Origin of the sequence: Cryobacterium arcticum (assembly GCF_001679725.1) — a bacterium.
Lineage (GTDB): Bacteria > Actinomycetota > Actinomycetes > Actinomycetales > Microbacteriaceae > Cryobacterium > Cryobacterium arcticum_A.
In genome coordinates this window covers 3419610-3444609 of the sequence record NZ_CP016282.1, presented here as the reverse complement: position 1 = coordinate 3444609, position 25000 = coordinate 3419610, and the positions used below count along the sequence as shown (strand labels likewise).

Sequence of the window (25000 nt, the reverse complement as noted above, 5' to 3'; positions counted from 1 at the left end):
CGGGTGGGCGACGGACGACGGTTAGTTTGCGGCGACGCCCACGTCGAGGAAGGAGAGCCCTGTGGTGGGGACGGGCTGGAAACCGGTCAGTTCCTGCCCGCTCCACGCGGTGGGGAGCTTGCGGTGGAAGAGCGGGTACAGCACAGCCTGTTCGGAGATCAGATCGAATGCTTCGTTCCAGGTCTCCTGCTGTGCGCTGCCGTCCTCCTGCACTGCAGTGTCGAGCAGACCGCGCAGTTGGGCGTACTCCTCCGTGTCCGCCCAGTTGGTGCGGGTGTTTGACCAGACGTTGTCGCCGTACCACCAGTTCATGAGGAGGTCCGGGTCGTTGCCGAATACTGACGGGTCGCCCGGGGCGACCATGACGGTGTAGTCCCCGGAATCGACCTTGGCGTACGCAGCAGCCGACTGGCCGATGTCCAGGGTCACGTCGACTCCGATGGCGTCCAGGGACTCCTTGATCAGCGGAGCGACTTCTTTCACCCAGCCCGTGTCGGTGGTGAGGAGTGTGATCGAGAGGTCGGACGCGCCGGCCTCGTCGAGCAGTTCTTCGGCCTTGTCGGGGTCATAGGTGTAGACCGTGGACGCCTCGTGGTAGTTCGTGTAGTCCTCGGGAAGGAAGGATGTGGCCGCGGTCGCGTTGCCGAGCATGCCGGTTTCGATGATCTTGTCCATGTCGAGCGCGTAGAAGAACGCCTGGCGCACGCGAGGGTCGTCGAACGGAGCCGCATCCGTGTTGAACATCATGAACAGGAGTCCGAACGATTGGACGCTGTCGACATCGGCCGATGAGGCGAGCTGGTCGACATCGATGTACGGAACGTCTTCCATGGCCTGAATGGTGCCGGAGGACATGGCCGTCACGCGAGCGGCCGCGTCAGCCAGGAGGTTCCAGTTCATGCCGGCCGCGAGCGCAGGACGCGGGCCGTTGTAGTCGTCGTAGCGTTCGAAGACCATCTTGTCCTCGGGAACCGCGGAGACCAGCGAGTACGGTCCGGAGCCGATCGGGTTGGCGCCGAATCCTTCGGGGTCTGCCTCGACGACAGCCTTCGGAACGATTTTGACGATGCCGAGGCGTTCATTGATCAGCGAGAACGGGTAGTCGGTGGTGATTCGAACGGTGTCTTCATCGACCGCGGTGACCGAGTTGATGAAGTCGATGTACGTCGTGAACAGCGATCCGCTGTCCGGGTTGAGGACCCGCTCGTAGCTGTACACGACATCTTCCGGTGTCACGGGTTCGCCGTTCTGGAAGGTTGCGCCTTTTCGGAGGTCGATCTCGAAAGTGGTGTCGTCGACCTTCGTCGGGAGATCCGCAGCGAGCGCCGCGTAGGGCTCTTTGGTGACGGGGTCCAGATCGACGAGCCCCTCGAAGATGTGCCAGTTGGCGGCGACCGTCACTGCGCCTGAGGCGATCATCGGGTCGAAACTACCGTTCAGGGAATACGAGATTCCGGCTTCGATGATGCCGTTCGGATCGACCTCGGCTGAGGCGTTGTCCTCGCTAGGATCGGGGGTGGATGCTCCGCAGCCGGCTAACACGATGGCGGTCACGACGGTGCCAGCTACTGCGGCAGCGAGACGACCCATACGACGGCGGGTGGGTATTCGATTCATGAGTTCTCCAAGAGGGACGGGAAAGCATTGCAGGACATCTGACGTCTGATGTACTGTAGACACAAGTTCGGCCCCGACGCAATGGTGGAAACCAAATTGTCACGTCGGGGAAACCGAGGGGACGGAGACTGGATGTCACAGATCGACAAGCACACGTCGCGGATGCGGCGTTCTACCGCGGCCGACGAGATCAAGAAATTGATCCTCACCCGAAATCTCAAGCCGGGTGACCTGCTGCCGACCGAACCCGAACTCTGCGAGACCCTCGACGTGTCCCGCTCGTCAGTGCGCGAGGCGATCAGGACTCTCGCGACCCTTGACATCGTCGACGTACGCCACGGGCACGGAACCTATGTCGGCGCCATGTCGCTGGACCCCATGGTCGAGGCGCTCGTGTTCCGCGGTGTGTTGTCACCGGAGGGATCGCTGGCGGCCCTCCGCGAGGTCGTCGACGTGCGGCTCGCCCTGGACCTCGCCATGGCCGACGTCATTGTGAACGGCGCCCTTGAAGCAGACTCGACGGAGCTGGCGGCGCTCGTGGACGAAATGATCGACAAGGCATCCCGCGGCGAAGGGTTCCTCGAGGCCGACCGGGCTTTTCACACCAAGCTGTTCGCCGTCACCGGCAACCGGCTGGCCGTGCAGTTGGTGGGCGCCTTCTGGGATATCCACACCGCCGTAATTCCTCAGCTGGGAATCGCCATGCCTGCGGACATCAGACACACGGCCGAAGCCCACGGCGATATGCTCGCAGCCGCGCTGCGGGGCGACGTTGAGGGCTATCGAAAAGCGGTGGTCGAGCACTACCGCCCCCTGCAGAAGTCGATCTCCGCTGCGACGGCGTAACGTCGCCCGGGCGATCTGCCTGGGATGACCCTTCCTCAACCGAGCTTGAAGCCGCCGTTGCTGTTCAACAGCTGACCGTTGATCCACGAGCCCGGCTCGGAGAACAGGAATCGCACGAGGTTCGCCGTGTCGTGCGGGGTGCCGAGTCGGCCGGCCGCTGTCTCGGCCGTCGCCCACACGCGCACCGTGTCGTCCATCCAACCGGTGTCGATGGGGCCGGGGTTGATCACGTTCGCGCGCACGCCGCGGACGGCCAGCTCCCCGGCGGCGGCGATCACGATGCGGTCGAGCGCTCCCTTGCTGGCGCCGTAGGGCAGGTTGTTCACGGTGTGGTCACTGGTGAGGGCCACGATCCGGCCGCCGACGGTGCCCGGTATCACGGAGGCCGGCAACTGCTCGGCGAAAGCCTTGATGAGCAGCCAGGTCGCGCGGGCGTTCACGGCGAAGTGCCGGTCCCAGGCCGAGACTTCCGTGTCGAGTATCGAGCTGTCCACCGATTCGCAGTGCGACATCACCAGGCCCGTGACCGGACCGAGGGCCCGTGCCGCAGCCAGGAGCGCGGCGGGCACATCGGGGTCGCTAAGGTCGCCGGGGACGAGTTCGACTCGCACACCGAGGGCACGGCACTCGTCGGCGACGGCTTCGGGGTCGTCGGCGCTGCGCTCGTAGCCGAGCCGGTCGTCGTAGGGCCGCCAGTAGTTCAGGGCGAGGTCCCAGCCGTCCTGGGCGAGACCGAGCGCCAGGCTCGCTCCGATCGACCGGCGCCGGCCCACTCCTGTGACCACAGCGATTTGGGGCGGAACGATACTGTTCATGTCCCCAGGCTAGGCGGTGTCAGGCCGGCCCGGCGGACGGCTTCCGGCGCGCTGACCCGGGCTAGGCGCGCCCCTTGAGGATCAGGTTCCAGTAGACCCAGGGCAGAATGTGCCGGTCGAAGACCCAGGTGAGTCGGCGTTCACGGGCCAGACCCGTCCAGAAAGGGATCGTGGGCTGGGGCTGGTAGCTGTCGTCGAATTCGGCGAAGACCACGGTTCCCCGCGACACCGTGAAGGGACAGACGGAGTAGCCGGTGTACCTCTTCGCCAGGGGCTTGCCGTTCAGCACCGCGGACAGGTTCTTCGCGAGCGCCAGGGTCTGCTTGCGCAGGGCGCCGCCGGACTTGGAGTTGCGGGTGGCCGCCGCGTCGCCGAGCGCCCAGACATTGGGAAACCTCGTGTGACGCAGGGTCTCCGGGTCGACCTCGACGAAGCCCCGCGAATCGGTGGGCGCCGGCAGCGGGGTGGCCTTCAGCCAGTCCGGCGCCGACTGGGGCGGAACGGCGTGCAGGACGTCATAGGCGAGGTGCTCCCGCACACTGCCGTCGGCCCTTCCGATGACGACACTCCGGGCGTCGGCATCCACCTCGAGCAGCTCGGACTGGAGCTTGACCTCGATGCCGTATTCGGCGATCGTGCGCTCCAGCTCCTCGTCGATCAGGGGAATCCCGAAGAGCGTCGGGTCCGGCAGGACCAGCACCACGCGGATGTCGGCCAGGACGCCGATGGTGCGCCAGTAGTCGCAGGCCAGGTACATGGGCTTCTGCGCGGCGCCGGCGCAGCTGGCGGGGCCGGCCGGCTGGGTGAAGACCACCGTGCCGCGGCGCAGGTCGCGCAGCAGCCTGGACGCCTTGACCGCGAGGTCTAACTCGAAATTGGACGCCCCAGCGGGCGAGGCCATGGCGGCGGCCAGCCCGGGCACGCTGTTCCAGTCCTTCTGGATCCCCGGGCAGACCACGAGCTGGTCGTACCGCAGTGTGCGGCCGGAGCCCAGCTGTACAGAGTCGCAGTCCGGCCGGATGTCGGTCGCGCGGTCCTGCACCCAACGGATGCCGCGGGGCGTCACGGCGGCCTGCGGACGCATCGCCAGACCAGCGCGGGCGGTTCCGCCGGCGATGTGCGAGAACAGCGGCTGGTAGAGATGGTGCTCGCGGGGTTCCACCACGACGATGTCGTCGATGCCCTCTCGGCGCAGCCGGCCGGCGACCGACAGGCCGGCGTTGCCGCCGCCGATGATCACGACACGATGATGCTCGGGTGCACGGTCCGTCATACGCCGACTGTAGACGCGGCGGGACGGAACGGGAAGATCAGGCGGCGACGCGCAGCGCTTCGCGGAGGTGGGTGAGCCCCTCGCTGAGGCGGGAGTCGGCGACGTCGACGCTTACCCCGAGCAGGTTGGCGACCTGATCGTTGTTGAAGCCGGCGTAGTAGGCCAGGTGAATCGCCTGGCGGTGTTCGGGAGCCAGGGTGTCGATGGCATCCGTGGCGTTGTCGAGGTTGATGGTGGGAGTAAACATGTGAAGCAAACTTTTCGTTGTGACGTGTGAAGGCGGCGCGCAACTTTGCGCACGCCGAAATTCTGCAGCGTGAATGACCGACCGGTATTCCGGTCGAGTGGTTCCGAATGGGGATGGACCCGATCGGAGGGTGTGCGGCTCCGGCCATGGATTGGGGCAGCGGAGGGGTCGAATCGTGATAAAGATCGACGCGCAACTACCAACACTAACACAACCGGGGGTTTGGCAGGCCACGCGCTCAACAATCGCCGTCAACGAACAGGAGAAGGCGCCGGCCCCGGTCGACTAATCGGCCTGGGACGGCGCCTTCTGCGGTTATCCGGCCGGGTCAGGCCATGGTCGCGACGTCGATCACGAAGCGGTAGCGCACATCCGACGCCAGCACTCGCTCGTACGCCTCGTTGATGTAGTCGGCCGCCACGAGCTCGGTCTCGGGCGCGATGCCGTGCTCGGCGCAGAAGTCGAGCATTTCCTGGGTCTCGTGGATGCTGCCGATTCCGGATCCGGCGAAGGAACGACGGTTGCCGAACAGGCTGAACACCTGCACCGGGAGCGGCTCGGGCGGGGCGCCGACGCTCACCAGGGTGCCGTCCAGGCGCAGCAGCGACAGGTAGGCGTTGATGTCGATGGAGGCGCTCACCGAGTTGATGATGAGGTCGAATGTGTTCGCGAGGGTCTCGAAGGTGGCCGGGTCGCTCGTGGCGTAGTAGTGGTCGGCGCCCAGGCGCAGGCCGTCCTCCTGCTTGCTCAGGCTCTGCGAGAGCACGGTGACTTCGGCGCCCATGGCGTGGGCGATCTTCACGGCCATGTGGCCGAGGCCGCCCATGCCCACCACGGCGACCTTGCGGCCTGGGCCGGCCTTCCAGTGCGCCAGGGGCGAGTAGGTGGTGATGCCCGCGCAGAGCAGCGGTGCCGCGGCCTCGAACGGAATGCTCTCGGGAACCTTGAGCACGAAGTCTTCGACCACGACGATGTGTGTGGCGTAGCCGCCCTGGGTGATGGTGCCGTCGCGGTCAACGCTGGCGTAGGTGCCGGTGTTGCCGCGGAGGCAGTACTGCTCCTCACCGGCCAGGCAGTTCTCGCACTCGCGGCAGGAGTTCACCATGCAGCCCACACCCACCCGGTCGCCGACCTGGTGCAGGCTCACGTCGGAACCCACGGCGGAGACGATGCCCACGATCTCGTGGCCGACGACCTGCGGGTACTGGATGGGGCCCCATTCGCCGCGGACCGTGTGGATGTCGGAGTGGCAGATGCCGGAGTACTTGACGTCGATGAGAACGTCGGCCGGGCCGAGCTCCCGTCGCTCGATGGTGGTCTTGACGAGGGGCGCGGTCGCAGACGGCGCCGCATAGGCGGTGACGGTGAGCATGGGTCTCCAGAAATCTCTAAATCGAATGCGGGATATCTAGCATCGCTCACCAGGAAGCCCGCCGGCGCAGCGAGGGGTGCCCTGTCGTGGCACCCCACGGCCGAGCAGCGGGCGGCTACGGCATCCCGAGCAGCCGCAGCCCGGCCGCGGCGGCGGCACCCACGATCACGACCACCAGGAACGGCGCCTTGAGCCAGAGCGCCACGGCCGCGGCAGCCAGAGCGCCCAGCCGGGAATCCAACACCAGCGCCTGACCCGACGCCACGGCATTGGCCACGGTGAGTGAGGCCAGCAGCCCGATCGTCAGGGTGCCGGCCACCCGGGCGACGCGCGGGTTGGTCAGCCAGTTGCGGGGCACCAGATAGCCGAGCAGCTTAGTGAGGAACCCGGCGACGCAGGCCACCACGATCCAGAACCAGAGCGTCATGACGGAACGCCCCGTCCGTCATTGTGCGGGTACGGGTCGACGTCGGGCTCCAGACCCTCGCCGGGCGGGGCGTCCCGGTAGCCGAACCAGCCGATGAGTCCGGCCACGACGGCGGCCACGAGGATCGGGATGCCCGGCGGCACGAACGGCACGGCGAGCAGGGTGGCCAGTGCGCAGACCACGGCGATGGCGCCGGCATCGCGTGACCGCAACCGGGGCCAGAGCAGGCCGAGAAAGGCGGCGACCGCGGCCCCGTCGAGGCCCCACTGTTTGGGGTCGCCCAGCGCGTCGCCGGCGAGCGCCCCGACCAGGGTGAACAGGTTCCAGAGCACGAAGACCCCGACGCCGGCGACCCAGAAGCCGCGCTTCTGCTCGAGCGGGTCGGTTTGCCCGGTGCTGGTGGCGAGGGACTCGTCGATGGTCACGTGCGCGGCGGCGAACCGGCGCCAGCCCCGCGGATGCAGCAGAACGTTCATCTGCATCCCGTACACGGCATTGCGGATGCCCAGCAGCGCGGCCGCGCTCGCCGCGGCCACCGGGGTGCCGCCGCCGGCGATGACCCCGATGAACGCGAACTGCGAGCCGCCGGTGAACAGCAGCAGGCTCAGCGCGGCGGTCTGCCAGACGTCGAGGCCCGACGCGACCGACAGCGCGCCGAAGGAGATGCCGTACAGCCCGGTCGCCACGGCGATCGATACACCCACCCGGGTGCCGGGGGACTGGCGGAAGGAGAGGGACATGGCCGGTCTCAGCGGAGCGCTGCCGGGCGCAACCGCACGGGCGCGAGCATCCGCACCACCACGACGGCGGTGATCGAGCCGGCGGCCATGATCGACGCCAGAACGACGAGCTGGAACCGACCGGCCTCCAGCGGTGAGACGCCGCCGAAGATGGCCCCGACGAAAGCGCCGGGAAGGGTGACGAGTCCGGTGGTCTTCGTCTGGTCGGTGGACGGGATGAGCGCCGAGTAGACCGCGTTGCGCGCCAGGTCGAGGGTGGACTGCCGCGGGGTCGCGCCCAGAGCCATCCAGCCTTCCACCTCATCCCAGTGATCGTTGACGCTCTCGGTGAGGCGGCGGCCGGCGAGTGTCGCGATCGACATGGCGTTGCCGATGACGATGCCGCCGATCGCGAGGGCGTACCGCGGCGAGAATTCGATGGCGCCGCTGACGAACACGATGAGCAGGGTCGTGAGGATGCCCGCGCCCATCGCCGAGGCGACGAGCCCGAGGTGGGCGCGGCGCCCGCCGAGACGACGGGCGGCGGTGACGGCGGCCACGCTGAACATCACCAGCAGCGCCACGGTCACCCACAGCGGACTGGTGATCACCCCGCTGAGGACCACGCTGATGAGCATCAGCTGCACCGCCCCGCGGAGGATCGCCAGGGAGGGCGCGAAGGGATGCGGGGTGCGAGTTCCCCACAACACCGAAATGGTCAAGAGCACCAACGCCGCGACACCCACCAGGGTCGGGGCAAAGGTGCTGAATCCGGTCATCCTGCCAGCGTACCGAGCGGCGGCGGTGTCAGCGGCCGCGGGTCACTCCCTCGCGGTGGCCGGCGGGCGCAGGGCCAGCCGGGTCTGGGTCTGGCCCGCGCCGGCCTTCTTCTTGAGCCGGTGCAGCAGGCCGTTCAGGTGTGTGGTGTCGGCGACCCACACGTGCAGCAGGTAGTCGTAGGGGCCGGTCACGTGCACTGCGTCGCGCACCTCGGGCTCGCCCAGGGCGGCGTGCAGGAACGCCTCGGAGTCGGCGTCGGCGCGCAGCCGCACGTCAATGAACGCCTCCAGGCCGAGCGCGCCCAGCGGGGTGTCATCGGCCAGGATCGCCCGGTATCCCACGATCACACCGTTGGCCTCGAGTTTGCGCACCCGGGCCGCCGCGGCGTTCGTGCTGAGCCCCACCGCGGCGCCCAGTGCACTGAACGAAATGCGGCCATCTTCGCGCAGAATGCCGATGATTTCGCTGTCGAGACTGTCCATGCCGCGAGTGTAGCCGCGCCGCCGCAAAAATCTAGGTCACCGCGTGGGAGCCGGTGCAGGATCGGCCCATGGAGATTCTGGAGTTGTTCGGTGCGGGGGCGCTCGCCGGGTTGGGGGTGGCCGTTCCGCTCGGCGCCATCGGGCTGTTGCTCGTGCGTCAGGGGGTGGCCGGTGGGTTCGTGGTGGGCGCGGCCGGCGCTGCTGCGGTGGCGCTCGTGGACAGCGTGTATTGCATCGTCGCGCTGGGCGCCGGGGCGGTCGTGGCGCCGGTGCTGGGGGAGTGGGGCGGAGCGGCCGGGCTGCTGGCCGGCGCGGTACTGGTGGCGCTCGGTGTGGCCGGTCTGCTGCGGGAGCGGCGCCGCCCGACCGTCAGTCAGGATCAGCCGGAGCATCAGCCGGGCCGCGGCAGTGTGCGGCGGCCCGCACCCGCCCGGCTCTTCCTGCTGATGCTCGGCCTCACCGCGGTCAACCCGGCCACCCTGCTCTACTTCGCGGCGCTGACCACGGCCCTGCGGCCCACTGTGGCTGCGGCCGGCGGCGCGGCAGCTGCCACGGCGTTCGTGGCCGGGGTGGCCATCGCCTCGCTCGCTTGGCAGTTGGGGCTGGTGGCGGCCGGGGCGTTCTGGGGTGGCCGGATCACGCCGCGCGGTCAGGTCCTCGTCGGTCGCGCCGGGTATCTCCTGGTGATCCTGCTGGGTGCCGGGGCGGCGCTGGCCGCCCTGGCCGCCCCGGCGACCGCCTAGATGCCTTGCCCGGCGTACTTGTTCGCCCAGGCGTACCGGTAGTAGTCGATGTTCTCCAGTCGGGAGGCCGCCGCCTCGTCGACGAGCACGGTGACGTGCGGGTGCAGCTGGATCACCGACCCGGGTTTGCTCGAGGTGACCGGGCCCTCCACGGATGCGGCGATGGCATCCGCTTTCTCGGCGCCGAACGCGAGCAGGATGAGGTGCCGGGCCCGCCGGATGGTGCCGAGCCCCTGTGTCATGCAGTGGATCGGCACGTCGTCGGGCGAGGCGAAGAAGCGGGCGTTGTCGATGCGGGTCTTCTCGGTGAGCGTCTTGACCCGGGTGATCGACGCGAACGACGAGCCGGGTTCGTTGAACCCCACGTGGCCGCTGCGTCCGATGCCGAGGATCTGCAGGTCGATGCCGCCCGCCGCGAGGATGGCGTTCTCGTAGGCGACGCCCGCCGTGGCGAGGGTGGCGGGGTTGCCGTTGGGAACCTGGATGTTGGCGGGGGTGAGGCCGAGGGGTTCGACCACGTCGCGGGTGATGACGGCACGGTAGCTTTCCGGGTGGCCCTCCGGCAGTCCCACGTATTCGTCGAGCGCGAAGCCGCGTACCCGGGAGACGTCCAGGGGGTCCCGGCGCAGGGACTCCGCCAGCGCACTGTAGACGGAGAGCGGGGTGGATCCGGTGGCCAGTCCGAGGACGGCATCCGGCTGTCGATCGATGAGGTCGCGGATCGCGGCGGCGGCGAGGATTCCCGCCGCGGTTTCGTTCTCGAGGATGACTACTTCGGCCACTGGATGCTCCTGGTGCGGATCGGTGTTCGGTGAGGGTGGCCGCGGGCCGGGCGCTGGAGGGCGCCCGGCCCGCAGCCGGGTGAGGTTAGACGGTCGTCGCCGAGGCGGAGTCCGGCGCGCCGGCCTCCGCGATCTCGTCGTCGCCGCGACCGGGGGTGCGCAGGTTCCAGCGGCGGATGACGAACCGGAAGAGGAAGTAATAGATCGCCGCGTACGCCAGCCCGATGGGGATCAGCAGCAACGGCTTCTCCGCCAGTCCGAAGTTGAGGATGTAGTCGAAGGCGCCGGCGCTGAAGCTGAAGCCGTCCCGGATGCCCAACGCGTTGACCAGGGCGAGGGACGACCCGGTGAGCACGGCGTGGATGGCGTAGAGCGGGAACGCCACGAACATGAAGGAGAACTCGAGCGGCTCGGTGACGCCGGTGAGCATCGCCGTGAGGGCGCCGGTGAGCATGATGCCGCCCACGATCTTCTTCTGCGAGGGCTTGGCTTCCTGCCAGATGGCCAGGGCGCCGGCCGGGAGGGCGAACATCATGATGGGGAAGAACCCGGTCATGAACGAGCCCGCGGTGGGGTCGCCGGCGAAGAACCGGTGCAGGTCGCCGGTGGCGCCGTTGTAGTCGCCGATCACGAACCACATCATCGAGTTGAGGATGTGGTGCAGCCCGACCGGGATCAGCAGCCGGTTGGCCGTGCCGTAGAGGAAACCGCCCCAGATGTCGTTCGAGCTCACGAACTCGCCGAAGCCGGTGAGCCCGCTGCTGAACGCCGGGTAGACGAAGCTGAGCAGCACCCCGAGCACGAGGGCCACCACGGCGGTGATGATCGGCACGAATCGGCGGCCGCCGAAGAAGGCCAGGTAGCTGGGCAGTTTGATGCGGTGGTATTTCTGCCAGAGCACCGCCGAGACGACGCCCATGAGCACACCGCCGAGCACGTTGTAGTTGACGAGGACCTGGTCGGCACCCTCTGCGGGCAGGCCCATCACGGCCGGCGACATGGCCTTGCCCACATTGCTGAAGACGAGATAGCCCACCACGGCCGCCAGCGCCGTCGAGCCGTCGGCCTTCTTGGCGAAGCCGATCGCGACGCCGAGGGCGAACAGCAGGGGCAGGTTGTCGAACAGGGCGCCACCGGCCGAGGCGATCACGGCCGCCCCGGTCTCGAAGCCGGGGATCGCGCCGAGTAGGTCGGGCTGGCCGAGGCGCAGGAGCAGACCGGCGGCGGGAAGTGCCGCAATGGGCAGCATGAGGCTGCGACCGATGCGTTGGAGCTGGGCGAGGCCGGGGATCTTGCGTCCCGTCCCGGCATCTACGGTGGTGCTGGACATAGATTCCTCCTGATGGTTGGCGCGTGTGCATGGGGTGTGGCGGGGACTGCCGTGCGTGGTGCGTCGGTGCGGATGGTGCTCTGAACGGTGCTGCGGATAGCCTCGCGACGGCGCGCCGAATAGCGCCGGGGTGCGGCGTGGACGGGCGCTCCTGAGCGGGGCGGGGAAAGGTCTGTGGGGTTACAACTCGTGGTGCAGGTCGAGAGTCATGTGGATCTGGTACCGGTCACCGCGGTACCAGGAGGTGATGTATTCGAGCGGGGTCGACCCGGCCGAGGAGGTGCGTCGGAAAACCAGCAGGGGCGTGCCCGGCGGGGTGCCGAGCGAGTCGGCGAGCGGCGCATCCGCGGTCTCGGCCCAGGCGGTCTGTTCGGCGTGGTCGATGCGGAGCCCGTATTCGGTCGCGAAGGTCGCGTAGAGCGACCGGGTCAGGTCCTGCTCGCCCAGCCCGGGCACCAGGGCCACAGGGTAGTAGCCGCGTTCGAAGGCCATCGGGATGCCGCCGGCCAGGCGGAGCCGCTCCACCTGGTAGACCTGGGCGCCGGACTTGAGCCCGAGGGCGGCCCGCACCTCCAGCGGGGCGTCGATGAGCGCCGCCGTCATCACGACGGTCGCCGGCACCAGGCCGCGCCGCCGCATGTCTTCGGTGAACGAGGCGAGGTGCAGATCGCTCTGCACACGTTCGCCGGCGACGAAGGTGCCCTTGCCCTGGATGCGATACAGCACGCCTTCCTCCACCAGCTGCCGGATGGCTTCGCGCACCGTCGACCGGCTCACACCGTACTTGGTCATGAGCTTGCGCTCCGGGGGAATGGCGGCGTGCGGGGCCAGCGTGGTCTCTACCCGATCGAGCAGGATCGAGCGCAGTTGCGTGTGTTTGGGCACCGCGCCGCCGGCGAGTACCGGTCCTTCGTCGAGCTGTGTCGCCACGGCGAACCTTTCTTTCTGACGGTTGGCCTGTTCTGTGACCAGACCACTTTCGCTTTTTGGTCCGTACTGGTACGGTCCAATTACTTCGATAATGAAGGTGCGGCGGTTCGTTGTCAAGAGCCGGTTCGCACGGGCATCTCGATGAACGAGGTGCTCCTTCCCGACCGTTCCCGGCACCCCGGTGCCACGCAGTACCCGAGGAGAAGATGATGACGAGCAAGGCAGAGCAGATCCTGGCGGGCCTCGGTGGCTCCGGAAATATCGTGGATATCGAGGCCTGCATCACCCGGCTGCGTACCGAGGTGACGGATGCCGGCCTGGTGGACGAGGCGGCGCTCAAGGCCGCTGGTGCCCACGGTGTCTTCCGCAACGGAACCATCGTGCAGGTCGTCGTGGGCCCAGAGGCGGACAACCTGGCCGACGACATCGAGGACCTCAGGTGACCGCGGTCGAGCCGACGGTTGAGCTCGTGACCGAACAGACGCTCGCGCCGCTGGTCGTGCTGGCGCCGATCCCCGGCCGCGCTGTGGCCCTCGAGACGGTGCCAGACCCTACTTTCGCGCAGGAGATCGTGGGCCCGGGAGCGGCCATCGATCCGCCCCGCGAGGTTGTTGACGCCATCGCGCCGATCGGCGGCACGGTGCTCAAGGTCTTCCCGCACGCCTACGTCATCGTCTCCCCGCAGGGGGTCGGGGTGCTCGTGCACCTCGGCATCGACACCGTGGAACTGGCCGGTGCTGGATTCACCCTGCACGTGGCGCAGGGCGACACCGTGGCGGCCGGCGACGTGATCGTCAGTTACGACGTACCCGCCGTCGTGGCGTCGGGCCGCGACCCGATCGCTCCCGTGATCGTTCTGGACCGCACCCGAGCCGAAATCGCCCTGTCCGACGCCGTCGTGGCCGGACTCGCGCTCACGGCCGGGGATGCCTTCCTCACCGTGAACCTCTGAGCTGACGCCCGCCAGACTCCCGCGCGGCTCGCCGCACGCCCCGTCCGACCGCAGTTCGGTCCCGCCCGATCCCCGTCGGATACCCGCACCGCCCGCCGCCCATTCCCTGGAGACCCGACATGACACCGCTCACCTCCGGCCCGCCGCCCGCCCGGGCCGCGGCCGCCCCGTCGCTGCCGGGTGACGCCGGGCCGGAAACCGACACCCCGCTGCTGATCGCGGCGGGCACGGTGATCCTGCCCGACCGGGAGTTCTCCCCGGGCTGGGTCGAGGTACGCGCCGGCCTCATCGTGGGCAGCGGCGGCGGCACGCCACCCAGGCCGGCGGATGTGACGGCGCCGCACGGCATCCTGGCGCCCGGCTTCGTGGACGCGCACAGCCACGGCGGCGGCGGGGTGAGCTTCAACGACCCGGATACCCGGGCCGCGGCGCACCGCATCGTGGCGACGCACCGCGAGCACGGCACCACCACCATGATGGCCAGTCTGGTGACGGCGCCCATCGACGAGATGGAGACCCTGGTGACGGCGCTCGCCGAGCTGGTGCGCGACGGCCTGCTGGCCGGCATCCACCTGGAGGGGCCCTGGCTCAGCCCGGCGCACCGCGGGGCCCACGCCGAGCGGCTGTTGTTGCCGCCCACCCCGCAGAGCGTCGACAGGCTGATGCGGGCCGGCGCGGGGGCCGTGCGCATGGTCACCATCGCTCCGGAGCTCGACGGCGGCCTCGCCGCGGTAGCCCGGATCGTGGGGTACGGCTCGGTCGCCGCCATCGGGCACACCGATGCGGACTACGAGACTTCCCGCGCCGCCATCGAGGCGGGCGTTACCGTGGGCACCCACGTCTTCAATGCCATGCGTCCGCTGCACCACCGCGAGCCGGGGGCCGCACTGGCGGTGCTGGAGGATCCGTCGGTGTTCGCCGAGCTGATCGCCGACGGTGTGCACCTGCATCCGGCCGTGGTGCGCCTGATCATCGAGAGCCGCGCCAAGCCGGTTTTCGTGACGGACGCCATGGCCGCGGCCTGCGCCGACGAAGGCGATTACAAGCTCGGCGACCTGGATGTCACGGTCGCGAACGGCGAGGCCCGGCTGGCCGACGGCACCATCGCCGGCAGCGTGCTCACCCTGAGCAAGGCCGTGCGCTTCGCGGTGCTCACGGCCGGTGTGCCGCTGGCGTTCGCCGTGCGTGCGGCCACCCAGAACCCCGCCGATCTGCTCTCGCTCACCGACCGGGGCCGCATCCACCCCGGCCTCCGCGCCGACCTGGTGCTCCTCGACGCGGCCCTGCACGTGACCGCCACCCTGCACCACGGAACCTGGGTCCCGTCCCCGTCTCGCCCCGCCCGGGAGCTATGACCTAGTCCCCAAATCGGCCGATTTTGGTGCTTTGCTCACACGCCGCGGGCGGATGGCTAGGCTCGAACCGTGAGCGAAAACCTGAGAACTCGGCTGCGTGCCCTGCCCGACTTTCCCGATGACCTGCCGCGCTTCGACCCGGCTTCTGCTCCGGCCGATTCCATCGAACTCTTCCTGACCTGGTTGGACGAGGCGCTCGCCGCAGGTGTGCGCCAGCCACACGCCTTCAGCCTGGCCACGGTCGGCGACGCCGGCCTACCGTCGTCGCGCATGCTGATCCTCAAGAATCTGGATGCCGAGGGCTGGCAGTTCGCCACCGCGCGCACGTCACGCAAGGGTCGGGAACTGGCCGAGAACCCGCGAGCGGCCATGAACTTCTACTGGTCGGAACTGGGCCGACAGGTGCGCGTGGTCGGCTCGGTTGTCGAGCTCTCCGCTGAGGCCTCCGCCCGGGACTGGGCCGAACGCCCGGCCGCCGACCCGTCACCGAATCCGGCCTGGCAGCTGTACGCTCTCCGCCCCACCGAGGTGGAGTTCTGGCAGGCAAGCCCGGACCGCCACCACATCCGCCACCGATACGATCTGCCCGACCAGTAGCTTCGCCGCTCCTCCACAGCTAGGGGCTCTGTCGGGTTCTCCACCGCTGTTTCATTGGGATGCGGGGTGTCAGTGGGTGGTGCTTCACTGTTCCTATGGCCACCTCGAATGCCACACCAGACAGCGCCCCGGACGACACCCCGGATGATGCCGGACGCCACACCGGACACTCCGCCACGGCCGGCGTCGCCGACGAGCTGGACGACTATGCCGACCCGGTCGCCGAAGCCATCAGAGCGGTCATCGACCCGCTGATCGAGAACGCGAAGGTCATCGCCGCCGCGTACGCCGAGCGCACCCGGCTGCTAGCCGGGCTGGACCAGCTCGGCCACGACCGCTGGATCATCGCCGGCCTCGCCGGTGACCCGATCGAGTCCGGCCGCAACGACCCCGACACCCAGAAACACGGCCCGGCGTGGAACGACGAGGAGCTCGCCCGTCGGGCATTGGCGGCTGAGGTCGGCTGCGCGCTGCGGATGCACGTCCAGACCGCCGGCAGCATGATCTTCGAAGCCACCCGGCTCCTGGAACAGTTCCCCCGGTTCCACCGGGCACTGAGCGCGGGGCGGATTAGCTGGAACCACGTGGTGAAGATGCTCGACGTCACCGTCGCCCTCCCCATCGACCTGCCCGAGCACGTACTGCCCCAGCTCGAGGAGATGACCTTGACGGCGGCGGAGAAGCTCACCCCCGGCAAGTTCGCCAAGGTCGCCCGGGAACTCCTGGAATCCCTCCACCCCATCCCCCTGCAAGACCGGGTCGACGCAGGTGTCCGCGAACGCCGGGTCGTGCTCCGGCCCGACATCAACGGGATGTCCTGGCTGAACGCCTACCTCAAGGCCGATGAAGCCGCAGCCATCTACGAACGCCTCACCCAGATCGCCAAGACCCTCAACGATGAAGAGGACGCGGAAACCGACACCGGCACCGGCACTGGCACTGAAGCCGCCGAGGCGGTCGGGGTTGCCCGCGTGGGCAGCGCGGAGCCGGAGAGCGACAGTGGCGGCAGTAGTGCCACCGGCGAGACCACCGACACCTCTCCTGGCACCGCGTTCAGGGCGCCGCAGCCGGACGCCATCGTGTGCCGCACCCGCGACCAGCGCCGCGCCGACACCTACCGCGACCTCCTGCTGGACGGCATCGGCGCCGACGGGAAACTCGGCCGAGGGATCCGCGGCACCGTGAACATCACCGTGCCCGTGCTCACCCTCCTCGGCCACAGCGACCAACCCGCCATCCTCGACGGCTACGGACCCATCGACCTCGAAACCGCCCGGCGCCTCACCGGCACAGCGACGAGTTTCACCCGCATCCTCACCCATCCGCACACCGGGCCCATCCTCTCCGTCGACCGCGACTCGTACACCCCACCGGCCGACCTTCGCCGGTACGTGCAAATCCGCGACAACACCTGCCAAAGACCCGGCTGCAACCGCCAGGCCGTCAACAGCGAGATCGACCACACCCAAGCCTGGAACGCCGGCGGAACCACCAGCGCCGACAACCTCGTCAGCCTGTGCCGACCCGACCACCGCCTCAAACACCAATCCAGCTTCAGCACCCGCCAATCACCCGACGGCGCCCTCACCTGGACCACCCCCGGCGGCAAAACGTACACGAACCCCCGCGCCCACGACCTCGTCCGCGCCGCCCTGAACCCGATCACGCTGAGCCTACCCGCGCTGAACCCGCCGGCGCTGAGCCCGCCGGCGCTGCCCCCGCCCTCGCTGACCGCGCCCGCGCCGAACCGGCCAACGACTGAATCGTCTTCGTCCCCAGCGTCGCCACCCGACACGGATACCGCGCCGCCGTTCTGAGGCTCTACCGAGCTGTGGCCCGCGTGCGTTTGGCGTTCTCCTTCTTGATCGCCTCTACCAGCTCGTCTTTTGTCATCGTCGAGCGCCCGCTGATGTCGAGCTTGCGCGCGATGTCGACGAGGTGTGTCTTCGGTGCGGTGGCGTTCACGCCTTCCTGGGTGTCGGCGTCGGAATCCACACCGTTAGCCGCCTTCTCGTCGGAGGGGCCGGGCTCGGCCTTCTCCTCCCAGCGGTCGCCGACCTTCTCGTAGGAGCGCTTGAGTGCGGCAAACGCGGTGCGGTGGGCGCGCTCGCCCTCGCCGTAACTCTCGACGGCGGCATCGTGGGCCTTGGTCCAGATCTCCTGGGCGTGCTTGGGCGAACGAGCGATGGTGGAAGGCATCTCCTGGGAAGCGGGCATCATCGGTCCTCTCTGCGCTTGCGCGAACTGCGGTTGATCAGCAAAACCAACGCTAGACAGGTGCCGTCGACGCCGCAACGGGAGGGTGCGGCCGGGGACGCCGGCATCCGCGAACCGAAATGACAAAGGGGCGCCCGGCCACTGGCCGGACGCCCCTCAATTCAACGGTGTGACTTAGAGCGTGATCAGGCCCGAGGTCGTGTCGCGTGCCTTCTCGAAGCGAGCGGAGACGTTGGCCCAGTCGGTGACCGTCCAAAACGCCTTCACGTAGTCAGCGCGAACGTTCTGGTAGTCGAGGTAGTAGGCGTGCTCCCAAACGTCGAGCATGAGCAGCGGAACGATGCCGGCGGGCAGGTTGCCCTGCTGGTCGTAGAGCTGCACGATGATGGGCTGCTGGCCCAGGGTGTCCCAGGCCAGGATCGACCAGCCGGAGCCCTGTACGCCCATGGCGACAGCCGTGAAGTGCGCCTGGAACTTCTCGAACGAGCCGAAGGTGTCGTCGATCGCCGCAGCGAGCTCACCGGTGGGCTTGTCGCCACCGTTCGGCGACATGTTCGTCCAGAAGATGGAGTGGTTGACGTGGCCACCGAGGTTGAACGCCAGGTCCTTCTGCAGCTTGTTGACGAAGGTGAGGTTGCCCGACTCGCGCGCTTCGGCGAGCTGGTCCAGCGCGGCGTTCGCACCGGTCACGTAGGCCTGGTGGTGCTTGCTGTGGTGGAGTTCCATGATGCGCCCGCTGATAGCAGGCTCGAGGGCGGCGTAATCGTAGGTCAGCTGGGGGAGCGTGTATGCGGTCATTTGTTTACGCTATCGTCTCAAGTGCACTTGAGATCAAGGAGAATGTCCGTGTCAGAGCACTTATCCAGCCACGATCTCTTGCCAATCGGCCAGGTGGCCGCCCGCGCGGGCGTTCCGGTGTCCACAATTCGCTACTACGAGACGCTCGGGCTCATCCCCGCCGTGCGCTCCAGCGCCAACGCCCGGATGTTCCCCCGGCACGTTCTGCGCCGCATCGCGCTGATCCAGGTCTCCGTGCGCTACGGCATCCCCCTGGCCGAGGTAGCCGAGATGCTCAGCGACCTGCCCGACGACCGCCCGCCGAGCCGTGCCGAATGGGGCACGATCTCGACCACCTGGGGCGAGCATTTGAAGCGTCAGCAGGCCGTGCTCGAGCGGATGCAGGCCGAACTCACCGGCTGCATCGGCTGCGGCTGCCTGTCCCAATCGCGCTGTGCCGTGCTGAACTCCGATGACCGGTTGCGCACGGACGGCTCCGGCCCGCGCCGCGTGCTCGGCCCGCCCGCCACGACCGACACGGACTGACTTCTGCTGTTCACCCCCGCCGGAGCCGGCCGGCCACTAGCCTGAGGGTAATTCGAGGGGGAATCACACGTGATCAAGATTTCTATGCGCGGCCTGGCCGCCATCGCCATCGTCACCATCGGTTGTATCGCCGCACCCCAGCCTGCACTGGCTGGCACTGCTTCGATCACTTCCGGTCTGAACGGCTCATCGGTGGAGACGCCGACGCCCACGCCGGCGGCGAGCGAAACTCCGGCGCCGACCCAGGCGCCGACGCAGACGCCGACCGAGGCCCCCACCCAGACCGCGACCCCGGAGCCCAGCCCGGTTCCCACGGACCCCGCAGAGCAGACCTGGACCCTCGTCAAGATCGCCTACCTCGACACGGTCTACGAACTCGTCGACGGCGTCACGCCCACCCCGATCAGCTTCGAGCGCTACCGCGACGTCTATAAGTTCGGTGCCGTGCAGCCGGCCCCCACCGCCTACGTGAAGTACCCGTGGTCGGCCACCGTCTATGGCGTCACCTTCTGGCAGACGGATGCCGACACCTGGCAGTGGGACGAACTCACCTTCCCGCAGTACCAGAAGGCCCACTATCCGGCGGTTCGCAATGCGGGCTGGATCCTCGGCAGCTACTACTACCAGTGGTCCACCTCGGCCGAACTCTTCGTGCAGGGCGACGACGGAGTGGTACACAAGCTGAACTACTCGGAGTGGGCCGACTCGGGCTTCCAGGACTTCGAGCGGCTGGACAACGTCGGCTTCCAGAAGTTGAGCTGGTCCGCCGAGATCGGCGGGATGAACGACATCGCCGGCGGTCAGGGCGCGAAATTCAGCTACGCCGAGTGGGCGGCCGAGTCGTTCCCCACCCCGCAGGTGGTGCAGCGCTTCCCCGGTGACCAGTTCTACCGCTCCGCCGGTGACCCCACGGTCGTCTACGCCGGACCGCTGGTGAACCGTGCAGTCAGCTACCCCGAGTGGGCCGCCGCGGGCTTCCCCGCCCCGGACGTGCACGGCAGCACCGCCCCGAGCTCGCCGACGGTGTCGGCACCCGCGCGGCCTGGCGACAAGGACTGCGTCGACTTCGCCACCCGAGACGAGGCGCAGAAATGGTTCAACACCTACTACCCGACCTACGGTGACATCGCCAAACTCGACGCCGATAACGACCGGCTGGCCTGCGAGACCCTGCGCTAGCGGGCAGAGCTGGCCGGCAGGGCGTGAATTAGAGCAGCGTCATCACGTCGCGCGCCGCGGTCATCAACAGGGGCGCGTACGCCTCGAGCTTCTCCCGGGGAACCAGGGGAGCGATGGTCGTGATGCCGATTCCGCCGATGAGGTGCTGCTGCGTGTCGAAGACCGGCACGGCCATGCAGCGGATGTGCTCCTCATTCTCCTGATCGTCGATGGAGAACCCGCGGTTGCGCACCAGCCGGCCGTCGGCGAGTAGCCCGGCCACATCGGTGATGGTGTACTCGGTGCGGGTGTGCAGTCCGGTGCGGGCGGCATAGCTGCGCACCTCGCTCTCGGGCAGGTGCGCCAGGATCGCCTTGCCGATGGCGGTGGAGTGCAGCGGAATCTGCGCGCCCACCCGGGAGGCGATCTGGATGGGCTGGGCCGTGTCCTCGATCTTCTCCACGTAGGTGGCGTAGTCGCCGGTGCGCAGCGCGAAGTGGATGGTGCTGTGCACATCCGCCTGCAGACGCCGCAGCCGGTCGCCGATCAGGTCCGAGTCGTCGGGCGCGGCCGTCAACTTGAGAGCGAGCAGGCGCAACGCCCGGCCGGGCGCGTAGCTTCCGTCGGGCCGGCGGGCCACGTACCCGCTGTCGATCAGTTCCGACAGCAGACGGAACACGCTGGTCTTGGCGAGCCCGGTCTCCTTGACCAGGTCGCTGAGCCGGTGGGCGTCGCCGGGGTTCGACACGGCCTCGAGCACCCGCAGCAGCTTCTGGGCGGCGTTGTCCTTGGCCGCGGGCGCGCTCTCGAGCTCGCTGGTTGACGAAGGTCCCATGTGTCCTGCCTCTGCGCTGTCGCCGATGATCCGGCGTTCTGTCTTACGGACAGTTAACCACGGTTGTGGAATTTCCGAGCCGCTCAGCGGTCCGCGTCCCGGGATTCAATGTCGTCGGACCCTTGACAAATCCGGATCCGTCAGATTCGTGCCCCCAGTTAGGGTCTGAGGCGGATTGAGGGCCCTGGCAAGTTGCGGTCGGATTCTGAACGTGGTTATGGTGAGTTCATGTGGCGGACTTGCGTTCTGCCAGACGGAACAGCGAGAAGCTTACAAGCTGATTCTCAACGAGGAGGAAACATGAAGGCAACCGAGAACGAACCGGTGACAGGCGTCGTAACCCTGCCGTCGGGCATCCGCTTGGTGACGGCCCAGGGCGACCTACCGGCCGTCGAAGTATCTCTCCCCGCCGCCACCGCGCTGGTCTATCTGCACGGCGCCCACGTCGCCGAGTGGACGCCCGCCGGGCAGAAGCCCGTGCTGTGGATGAGCGCCAGCGGCGCCTTCACCCCCTCCGCGGCCCTGCGCGGCGGCATTCCCGTCTGCTTCCCCTGGTTCGGCCCCAACCTCAGCGACGCCACCGCGCCCAACCACGGCTGGGCCCGCATTTCCGCGTGGACCCTCACGGCCGCCACCCTCGAGGGCCCGGATGCCGTGCTCACCTTCGAACTGGCCGGCTCGCACCCGGATTCCACCGGCACGGCCCAACCGGTCTCCCTGCGCTACACCGTGCGGATCGGCGCCACCCTCACCCTCGCCCTCACGGTGCGCAACGACGGTGCCGCCCCGGTCTCGGTGGAGAGGGCCTTCCACACCTATTTCGCGGTGGGCGACGCCCGCCGCACCACCCTGCTCGGCCTGCAGGACCTGCCCTACCTCGACCGCACCGTCTCCCCGCCGGTCACCGCCTCGGCGGCCCTGCCGGTGGCCTTCACCGGCACCGAGATCGACCGGGTCTACCCGATGCCGCGGGTCGTCACCATCGATGACGCCGGCAACCACCGCAGCATCCTGGTCGGCGACACGGATGCGGCCCAGACCGTGGTCTGGAACCCGGGCAGCACCAAGGCCGCCGCGATGGGCGACTTCGGCGACGAGGAATGGACCCAGACCGTGTGCGTCGAAGCCTGCAACGTGCGTGACCAGGCCCAGGTTCTCGCCCCCGGCGCCCAGCACCGGATGGGCGTCACACTCAGCGTCGAACCCGAGCCCGCACGCCACGAGCCGACCGCCAACACGAACACCCAGCCGCACCAGAACGCAGAGGACCCCCACACCATGGAACGACTCACCCGCGCCATCCACCCCGGCGACATCCTGCCCACCCGGGCGATCCAGTTCGGTGAGGGCAACTTCCTGCGGGCGTTCGTGGACTGGCAGCTGCAGCAGATGAACACGCAGGGACTCTTCAACGGTGGTGTGACCATCGTGCAGCCGCTCGCCGGCGGACTCGTCGCCATGCTCGAGGAACAGGACAACCTCTATACGGTGCTGCTCGAGGGCAAGCAGGACGGCGAAGAGGTGCAGTCCCACGAGGTCATGACCGTCGTCACCGGCACGGTCAACCCCTACATCGACTACGAGGCCTACCTGGCCCTGGCCGAGAACGACGACATCGAGTTCATCTTCTCCAACACCACCGAGTCGGGCATCGTCTACAGCGCGGCAGACCTCCGCACCGACGCCCCGCACGCCAGCTTCCCCGGCAAGCTCACCGCCCTGCTCTACCGCCGCTTCGAGCTGGGCAAGAAGGGGTTCACGCTCATCCCGTGCGAGCTCATCGAGCACAACGGCGACAAGCTCAAGGAGACCGTGCTCGCCACGGCCGCCCACTGGGAACTCGGCGCTGACTTCGCTGCCTGGGTTGACACGGACAACACCTTCTACTCCAGCCTCGTCGACCGGATCGTTCCCGGCTACCCGAAGGACCGGGCCGGGGAACTGTGCGCCGAGTTCGGCTTCGAGGACCGCTTGATCGTCAAGGCCGAACCGTTCCTGCTCTGGGTGCTCGAGGGTCCGCAGGCGCTCACCGAAACCCTGCCGCTGGCGAAGGCCGGACTCAACGTCACCGTGACCGACGACATGACCCCGTACCGCGAACGCAAGGTCTTCCTGCTCAACGCCCCGCACACCACCATGGCTTCCCTCGCCCGCCTCGCCGGCGTCGAAACCGTGCGCGACGTCATGCTCGACCCCGACTTCGGCCCCCTCGTGCACGAGGAGATGTACGAAGAGATCATCCCCGTGCTCGACCTGCCGCACGACGAGCTCGCCGCCTACGCCGAGTCGGTCAAGGAACGCTTCGAGAACCCGTTCATGCACCACGAACTCGCCTCGATCGCCCTGAACAGCGCCTCGAAGTACAAGAGCCGCCTGCTGCCGATCCTGCTGAACTTCCACGCGAAGAACGGCACCTTCCCGCCCCGCGTCACCCTCGCCCTGTCGGCGATCCTGCTCACCTACAGCGGCGACCCGAGCGTCTCTGTCACCCCGGTCGACAGCGCCGAAATCATCGCCGGCTTCCAGGCCGCCTACGCCACGGATGCCGCGACCCCGGATGCCTACGTCGCCACGATCCTCGCCGACACCACCCTGTGGGGCACCGACCTCACCGCCCTCGACGGCCTCGTCGAGCAGGTATCCGCCGGGCTCGCCAGCCTCCGCGACCGGGGTGTGCGCGCCACCCTCGCCGACCTCTCCGTCCTCGCGTAACGCGCACCACCCACCCTCGACCACCCACCCTCGAAGAAGGACTGCAGCTCATGCTCCTGAACGACGATTTCCTGCTCGGCACCGACATGGCGAAGAAGCTGTTTCACAACCACGCCAAGAACATGCCCATCATCGACTTCCACTGCCACCTGAACCCGCAAGAGATCTACGAAGACGACAACTTCGCCAGCATCACCGAGGTCTGGCTGAAGGGCGACCACTACAAGTGGCGCCTGATGCGGGCCAACGGCGTGCCGGAGAACCTCATCACCGGCGACGGCGACGACTTCGCCAAGTTCTACGCCTGGGCCGGCACCGTGGAGAAAGCCCTCGGCAACCCGCTCTACGTGTGGACCCACCTGGAGCTGCGCCGCTTCTTCGACATCGACCTGGTCCTCAGCCGCGAGACCGCTCGTGAGGTCTACGACCGCGCCAACGCCCTGCTGGCCACCGCCGGGTTCTCCCGGCGCAGCCTCATCCGCTCCAGCAACGTCACCGCCATCTGCACCACGGATGACCCGGCCGACGACCTGCACTGGCACGAACTGCTCAAGACAGAGAAGGCCTTCACCGTCGTCCCGGCGTTCCGCCCCGACAAGGCCATCAACATCCACGCCGCCGGCTACGCCGACTACCTGGTCGCTCTCGGCGCCTCCGCCGGCGTGAAGATCGGTGCCTTCGCCGACATCGTCGTCGCCCTGTCCGCCCGGGTGGACTTCTTCCACTCGATGGGCGCCCGGCTCTCCGACCACGCCCTCGACACCGTCGTGTACGCCGAAGCCACCCAGGCTGAACTCGACGCCATCGTGACCGCGGCCATCGCCGGTGGCGAGCTGAGCACCCTGCAGATCGCCCAGTACCGCACCGCGATCCTCCAGGCGCTGATGCGCCTGTACACGGCGAAGAACTGGACCATGCAGCTGCACCTGCACGCCTTGCGCAACACCAACCGGCGCATGCTCGACATCCTCGGCCCCGACACCGGCTACGACGGGATGAACGACCGACCCGTCGCCGAACCACTGGCCGCGCTGTTCGACTCGATGGAGTCCGAAGACTCGATCCCGCGCACCATGCTCTACTCGCTCAACCCCAACGACTACCTTCCGCTGGTGACCCTGATGGGCTCGTACCAGAAGGACACCGTGCAGAAGATGCAGCTCGGTAGCGCCTGGTGGCACAACGACACCCGCTCCGGCATGCGCCTGCAACTGCAGACCTTCGCCGACGAGAGCCTGCTGTCGAACTTCGTCGGCATGCTCACCGACTCGCGCAGCTTCCTGTCCTACCCGCGGCACGAATACTTCCGCCGCATCCTCTGCGAGCTCATCGGCGAATGGGTCGAACTCGGCGAAGTCCCCGACGACGAAGCGCTCCTCGGCCGGATGGTCGAAGACATCTCGTACAACAACGCACACACCTACTTCGGCCTCTAAGCCGGCCGTTCCTGCACCACCCGCAGTCCCGCACCACCCGCAATCCCCGCAC

Annotated in this window: 26 protein-coding genes; 11 read left to right on the top strand and 15 right to left on the bottom strand. The window is 68.1% G+C overall.

All coding sequences use genetic code 11. From position 1 onward, the window contains the following. Positions 1-21 precede the first annotated feature (21 nt). Entirely contained in the window at positions 22-1617 is a 1596-nt protein-coding gene (locus PA27867_RS15650; RefSeq protein ID WP_208857263.1) for an ABC transporter substrate-binding protein, read from the bottom strand. Between the two features lie 81 nt (positions 1618-1698). On the opposite strand from PA27867_RS15650, the gene PA27867_RS15645 reads away from it, so the two are divergent. Beyond that, on the top strand, positions 1699-2463 hold the full coding sequence (locus PA27867_RS15645) for a FadR/GntR family transcriptional regulator (RefSeq protein WP_236900738.1): 765 nt from the start codon (positions 1699-1701) through the stop codon (positions 2461-2463). 35 nt (positions 2464-2498) lie between these two features. Here PA27867_RS15645 and PA27867_RS15640 read toward each other — a convergent pair whose 3' ends face one another. The 8 genes from PA27867_RS15640 to PA27867_RS15605 all read right to left on the bottom strand — a co-directional run bounded on the left by PA27867_RS15640 (position 2499) and on the right by PA27867_RS15605 (position 8578). Further along, a complete protein-coding gene (locus PA27867_RS15640) occupies positions 2499-3278 on the bottom strand; it encodes an SDR family oxidoreductase (RefSeq protein WP_066597891.1) in 780 nt (259 codons plus the stop codon). 61 nt (positions 3279-3339) lie between these two features. After that, on the bottom strand, positions 3340-4551 hold the full coding sequence (locus PA27867_RS15635; protein WP_066597890.1) for an NAD(P)/FAD-dependent oxidoreductase: 1212 nt from the start codon (positions 4549-4551) through the stop codon (positions 3340-3342). 37 nt (positions 4552-4588) lie between these two features. Beyond that, a complete protein-coding gene (locus tag PA27867_RS15630) occupies positions 4589-4798 on the bottom strand; it encodes an RNA polymerase sigma factor (RefSeq protein ID WP_066597888.1) in 210 nt (69 codons plus the stop codon). A gap of 328 nt (positions 4799-5126) precedes the next feature. Further along, entirely contained in the window at positions 5127-6170 is a 1044-nt protein-coding gene (locus PA27867_RS15625) for an NAD(P)-dependent alcohol dehydrogenase (protein ID WP_066597883.1), read from the bottom strand. A 115-nt stretch (positions 6171-6285) separates the two neighbouring features. Further along, positions 6286-6597 carry an AzlD domain-containing protein gene (locus PA27867_RS15620; protein WP_066597882.1) on the bottom strand — a complete coding sequence of 104 codons (312 nt, stop codon included), beginning with the start codon at positions 6595-6597 and terminating at the stop codon, positions 6286-6288. Beyond that, positions 6594-7337, bottom strand: coding sequence for an AzlC family ABC transporter permease (locus PA27867_RS15615; RefSeq protein WP_066597880.1), 744 nt, complete (start codon positions 7335-7337; stop codon positions 6594-6596). The genes PA27867_RS15620 and PA27867_RS15615 overlap by 4 nt, the downstream gene beginning before the upstream one ends. 8 nt (positions 7338-7345) lie before the next feature. Beyond that, on the bottom strand, positions 7346-8095 hold the full coding sequence (locus PA27867_RS15610) for an ABC transporter permease (protein WP_066597878.1): 750 nt from the start codon (positions 8093-8095) through the stop codon (positions 7346-7348). Between the two features lie 42 nt (positions 8096-8137). Beyond that, the gene (locus tag PA27867_RS15605) at positions 8138-8578 is read right to left on the bottom strand and encodes an Lrp/AsnC family transcriptional regulator (RefSeq protein WP_066597875.1); all 441 of its coding nucleotides are present in this window, start codon (positions 8576-8578) and stop codon (positions 8138-8140) included. Between the two features lie 68 nt (positions 8579-8646). Between PA27867_RS15605 and PA27867_RS15600 the strand changes: the two genes are divergently transcribed. Continuing rightward, positions 8647-9321, top strand: coding sequence for a LysE family transporter (locus PA27867_RS15600; protein ID WP_066597874.1), 675 nt, complete (start codon positions 8647-8649; stop codon positions 9319-9321). Here PA27867_RS15600 and PA27867_RS15595 read toward each other — a convergent pair. The 3 genes from PA27867_RS15595 to PA27867_RS15585 all read right to left on the bottom strand — a co-directional run bounded on the left by PA27867_RS15595 (position 9318) and on the right by PA27867_RS15585 (position 12363). Next, positions 9318-10103: a glucosamine-6-phosphate deaminase gene (locus PA27867_RS15595; protein ID WP_066597873.1), complete on the bottom strand. Its 786-nt coding sequence runs from the start codon at positions 10101-10103 to the stop codon at positions 9318-9320. The two genes, PA27867_RS15600 and PA27867_RS15595, sit on opposite strands and share 4 nt — an antisense overlap. A gap of 85 nt (positions 10104-10188) precedes the next feature. Beyond that, a complete protein-coding gene (locus PA27867_RS15590) occupies positions 10189-11433 on the bottom strand; it encodes a PTS transporter subunit EIIC (RefSeq protein WP_066597872.1) in 1245 nt (414 codons plus the stop codon). Between the two features lie 180 nt (positions 11434-11613). Further along, complete coding sequence (locus PA27867_RS15585; protein WP_066597869.1) at positions 11614-12363, bottom strand: GntR family transcriptional regulator; 750 nt, start codon at positions 12361-12363, stop codon at positions 11614-11616. Positions 12364-12572: 209 nt separating this feature from the next. Here PA27867_RS15585 and PA27867_RS15580 point away from each other — a divergent pair, with 209 nt between their 5' ends. The 5 genes from PA27867_RS15580 (at position 12573) to PA27867_RS15560 (ending at position 17084) form a co-directional block, all read left to right on the top strand. Further along, the gene (locus PA27867_RS15580; RefSeq protein WP_066597867.1) at positions 12573-12806 is read left to right on the top strand and encodes a glucose PTS transporter subunit EIIB; all 234 of its coding nucleotides are present in this window, start codon (positions 12573-12575) and stop codon (positions 12804-12806) included. Further along, positions 12803-13315 carry a PTS sugar transporter subunit IIA gene (locus PA27867_RS15575; protein ID WP_236900737.1) on the top strand — a complete coding sequence of 171 codons (513 nt, stop codon included), beginning with the start codon at positions 12803-12805 and terminating at the stop codon, positions 13313-13315. The genes PA27867_RS15580 and PA27867_RS15575 overlap by 4 nt, the downstream gene beginning before the upstream one ends. A 119-nt stretch (positions 13316-13434) precedes the next feature. Next, a complete protein-coding gene (gene nagA / locus PA27867_RS15570) occupies positions 13435-14670 on the top strand; it encodes an N-acetylglucosamine-6-phosphate deacetylase (protein WP_084021225.1) in 1236 nt (411 codons plus the stop codon). Between the two features lie 69 nt (positions 14671-14739). Next, positions 14740-15267, top strand: a complete 528-nt coding sequence (locus PA27867_RS15565) for a pyridoxine/pyridoxamine 5'-phosphate oxidase (RefSeq protein WP_066597865.1) — start codon at positions 14740-14742, stop codon at positions 15265-15267. A gap of 95 nt (positions 15268-15362) precedes the next feature. Next, complete coding sequence (locus PA27867_RS15560) at positions 15363-17084, top strand: HNH endonuclease signature motif containing protein (protein WP_066597862.1); 1722 nt, start codon at positions 15363-15365, stop codon at positions 17082-17084. 4 nt (positions 17085-17088) lie between these two features. On the opposite strand, the gene PA27867_RS15555 is transcribed toward PA27867_RS15560, so the two are convergent. Both PA27867_RS15555 and PA27867_RS15550 read right to left on the bottom strand, forming a co-directional pair. Then, positions 17089-17484 carry a ChaB family protein gene (locus PA27867_RS15555; protein WP_066600095.1) on the bottom strand — a complete coding sequence of 132 codons (396 nt, stop codon included), beginning with the start codon at positions 17482-17484 and terminating at the stop codon, positions 17089-17091. 174 nt (positions 17485-17658) lie between these two features. Beyond that, positions 17659-18282, bottom strand: coding sequence for a superoxide dismutase (locus PA27867_RS15550; protein WP_066597861.1), 624 nt, complete (start codon positions 18280-18282; stop codon positions 17659-17661). A 48-nt stretch (positions 18283-18330) separates the two neighbouring features. On the opposite strand from PA27867_RS15550, the gene soxR reads away from it, so the two are divergent. Next, a complete protein-coding gene (gene soxR / locus PA27867_RS15545; protein ID WP_236900736.1) occupies positions 18331-18807 on the top strand; it encodes a redox-sensitive transcriptional activator SoxR in 477 nt (158 codons plus the stop codon). Positions 18808-18876: 69 nt separating this feature from the next. Continuing rightward, positions 18877-19986, top strand: coding sequence for a hypothetical protein (locus PA27867_RS20975; RefSeq protein ID WP_167550852.1), 1110 nt, complete (start codon positions 18877-18879; stop codon positions 19984-19986). A 28-nt stretch (positions 19987-20014) separates the two neighbouring features. Here the strand turns inward: PA27867_RS20975 and PA27867_RS15535 are convergent, their stop codons facing one another. Then, entirely contained in the window at positions 20015-20800 is a 786-nt protein-coding gene (locus tag PA27867_RS15535; protein WP_066597858.1) for an IclR family transcriptional regulator, read from the bottom strand. A gap of 300 nt (positions 20801-21100) precedes the next feature. Between PA27867_RS15535 and PA27867_RS20330 the strand changes: the two genes are divergently transcribed. Continuing rightward, positions 21101-23512 carry a tagaturonate reductase gene (locus PA27867_RS20330; protein ID WP_167550851.1) on the top strand — a complete coding sequence of 804 codons (2412 nt, stop codon included), beginning with the start codon at positions 21101-21103 and terminating at the stop codon, positions 23510-23512. Between the two features lie 50 nt (positions 23513-23562). Next, positions 23563-24948: a glucuronate isomerase gene (uxaC, locus tag PA27867_RS15525; RefSeq protein ID WP_066597856.1), complete on the top strand. Its 1386-nt coding sequence runs from the start codon at positions 23563-23565 to the stop codon at positions 24946-24948. The last annotated feature ends 52 nt before the right edge of the window (positions 24949-25000 follow it).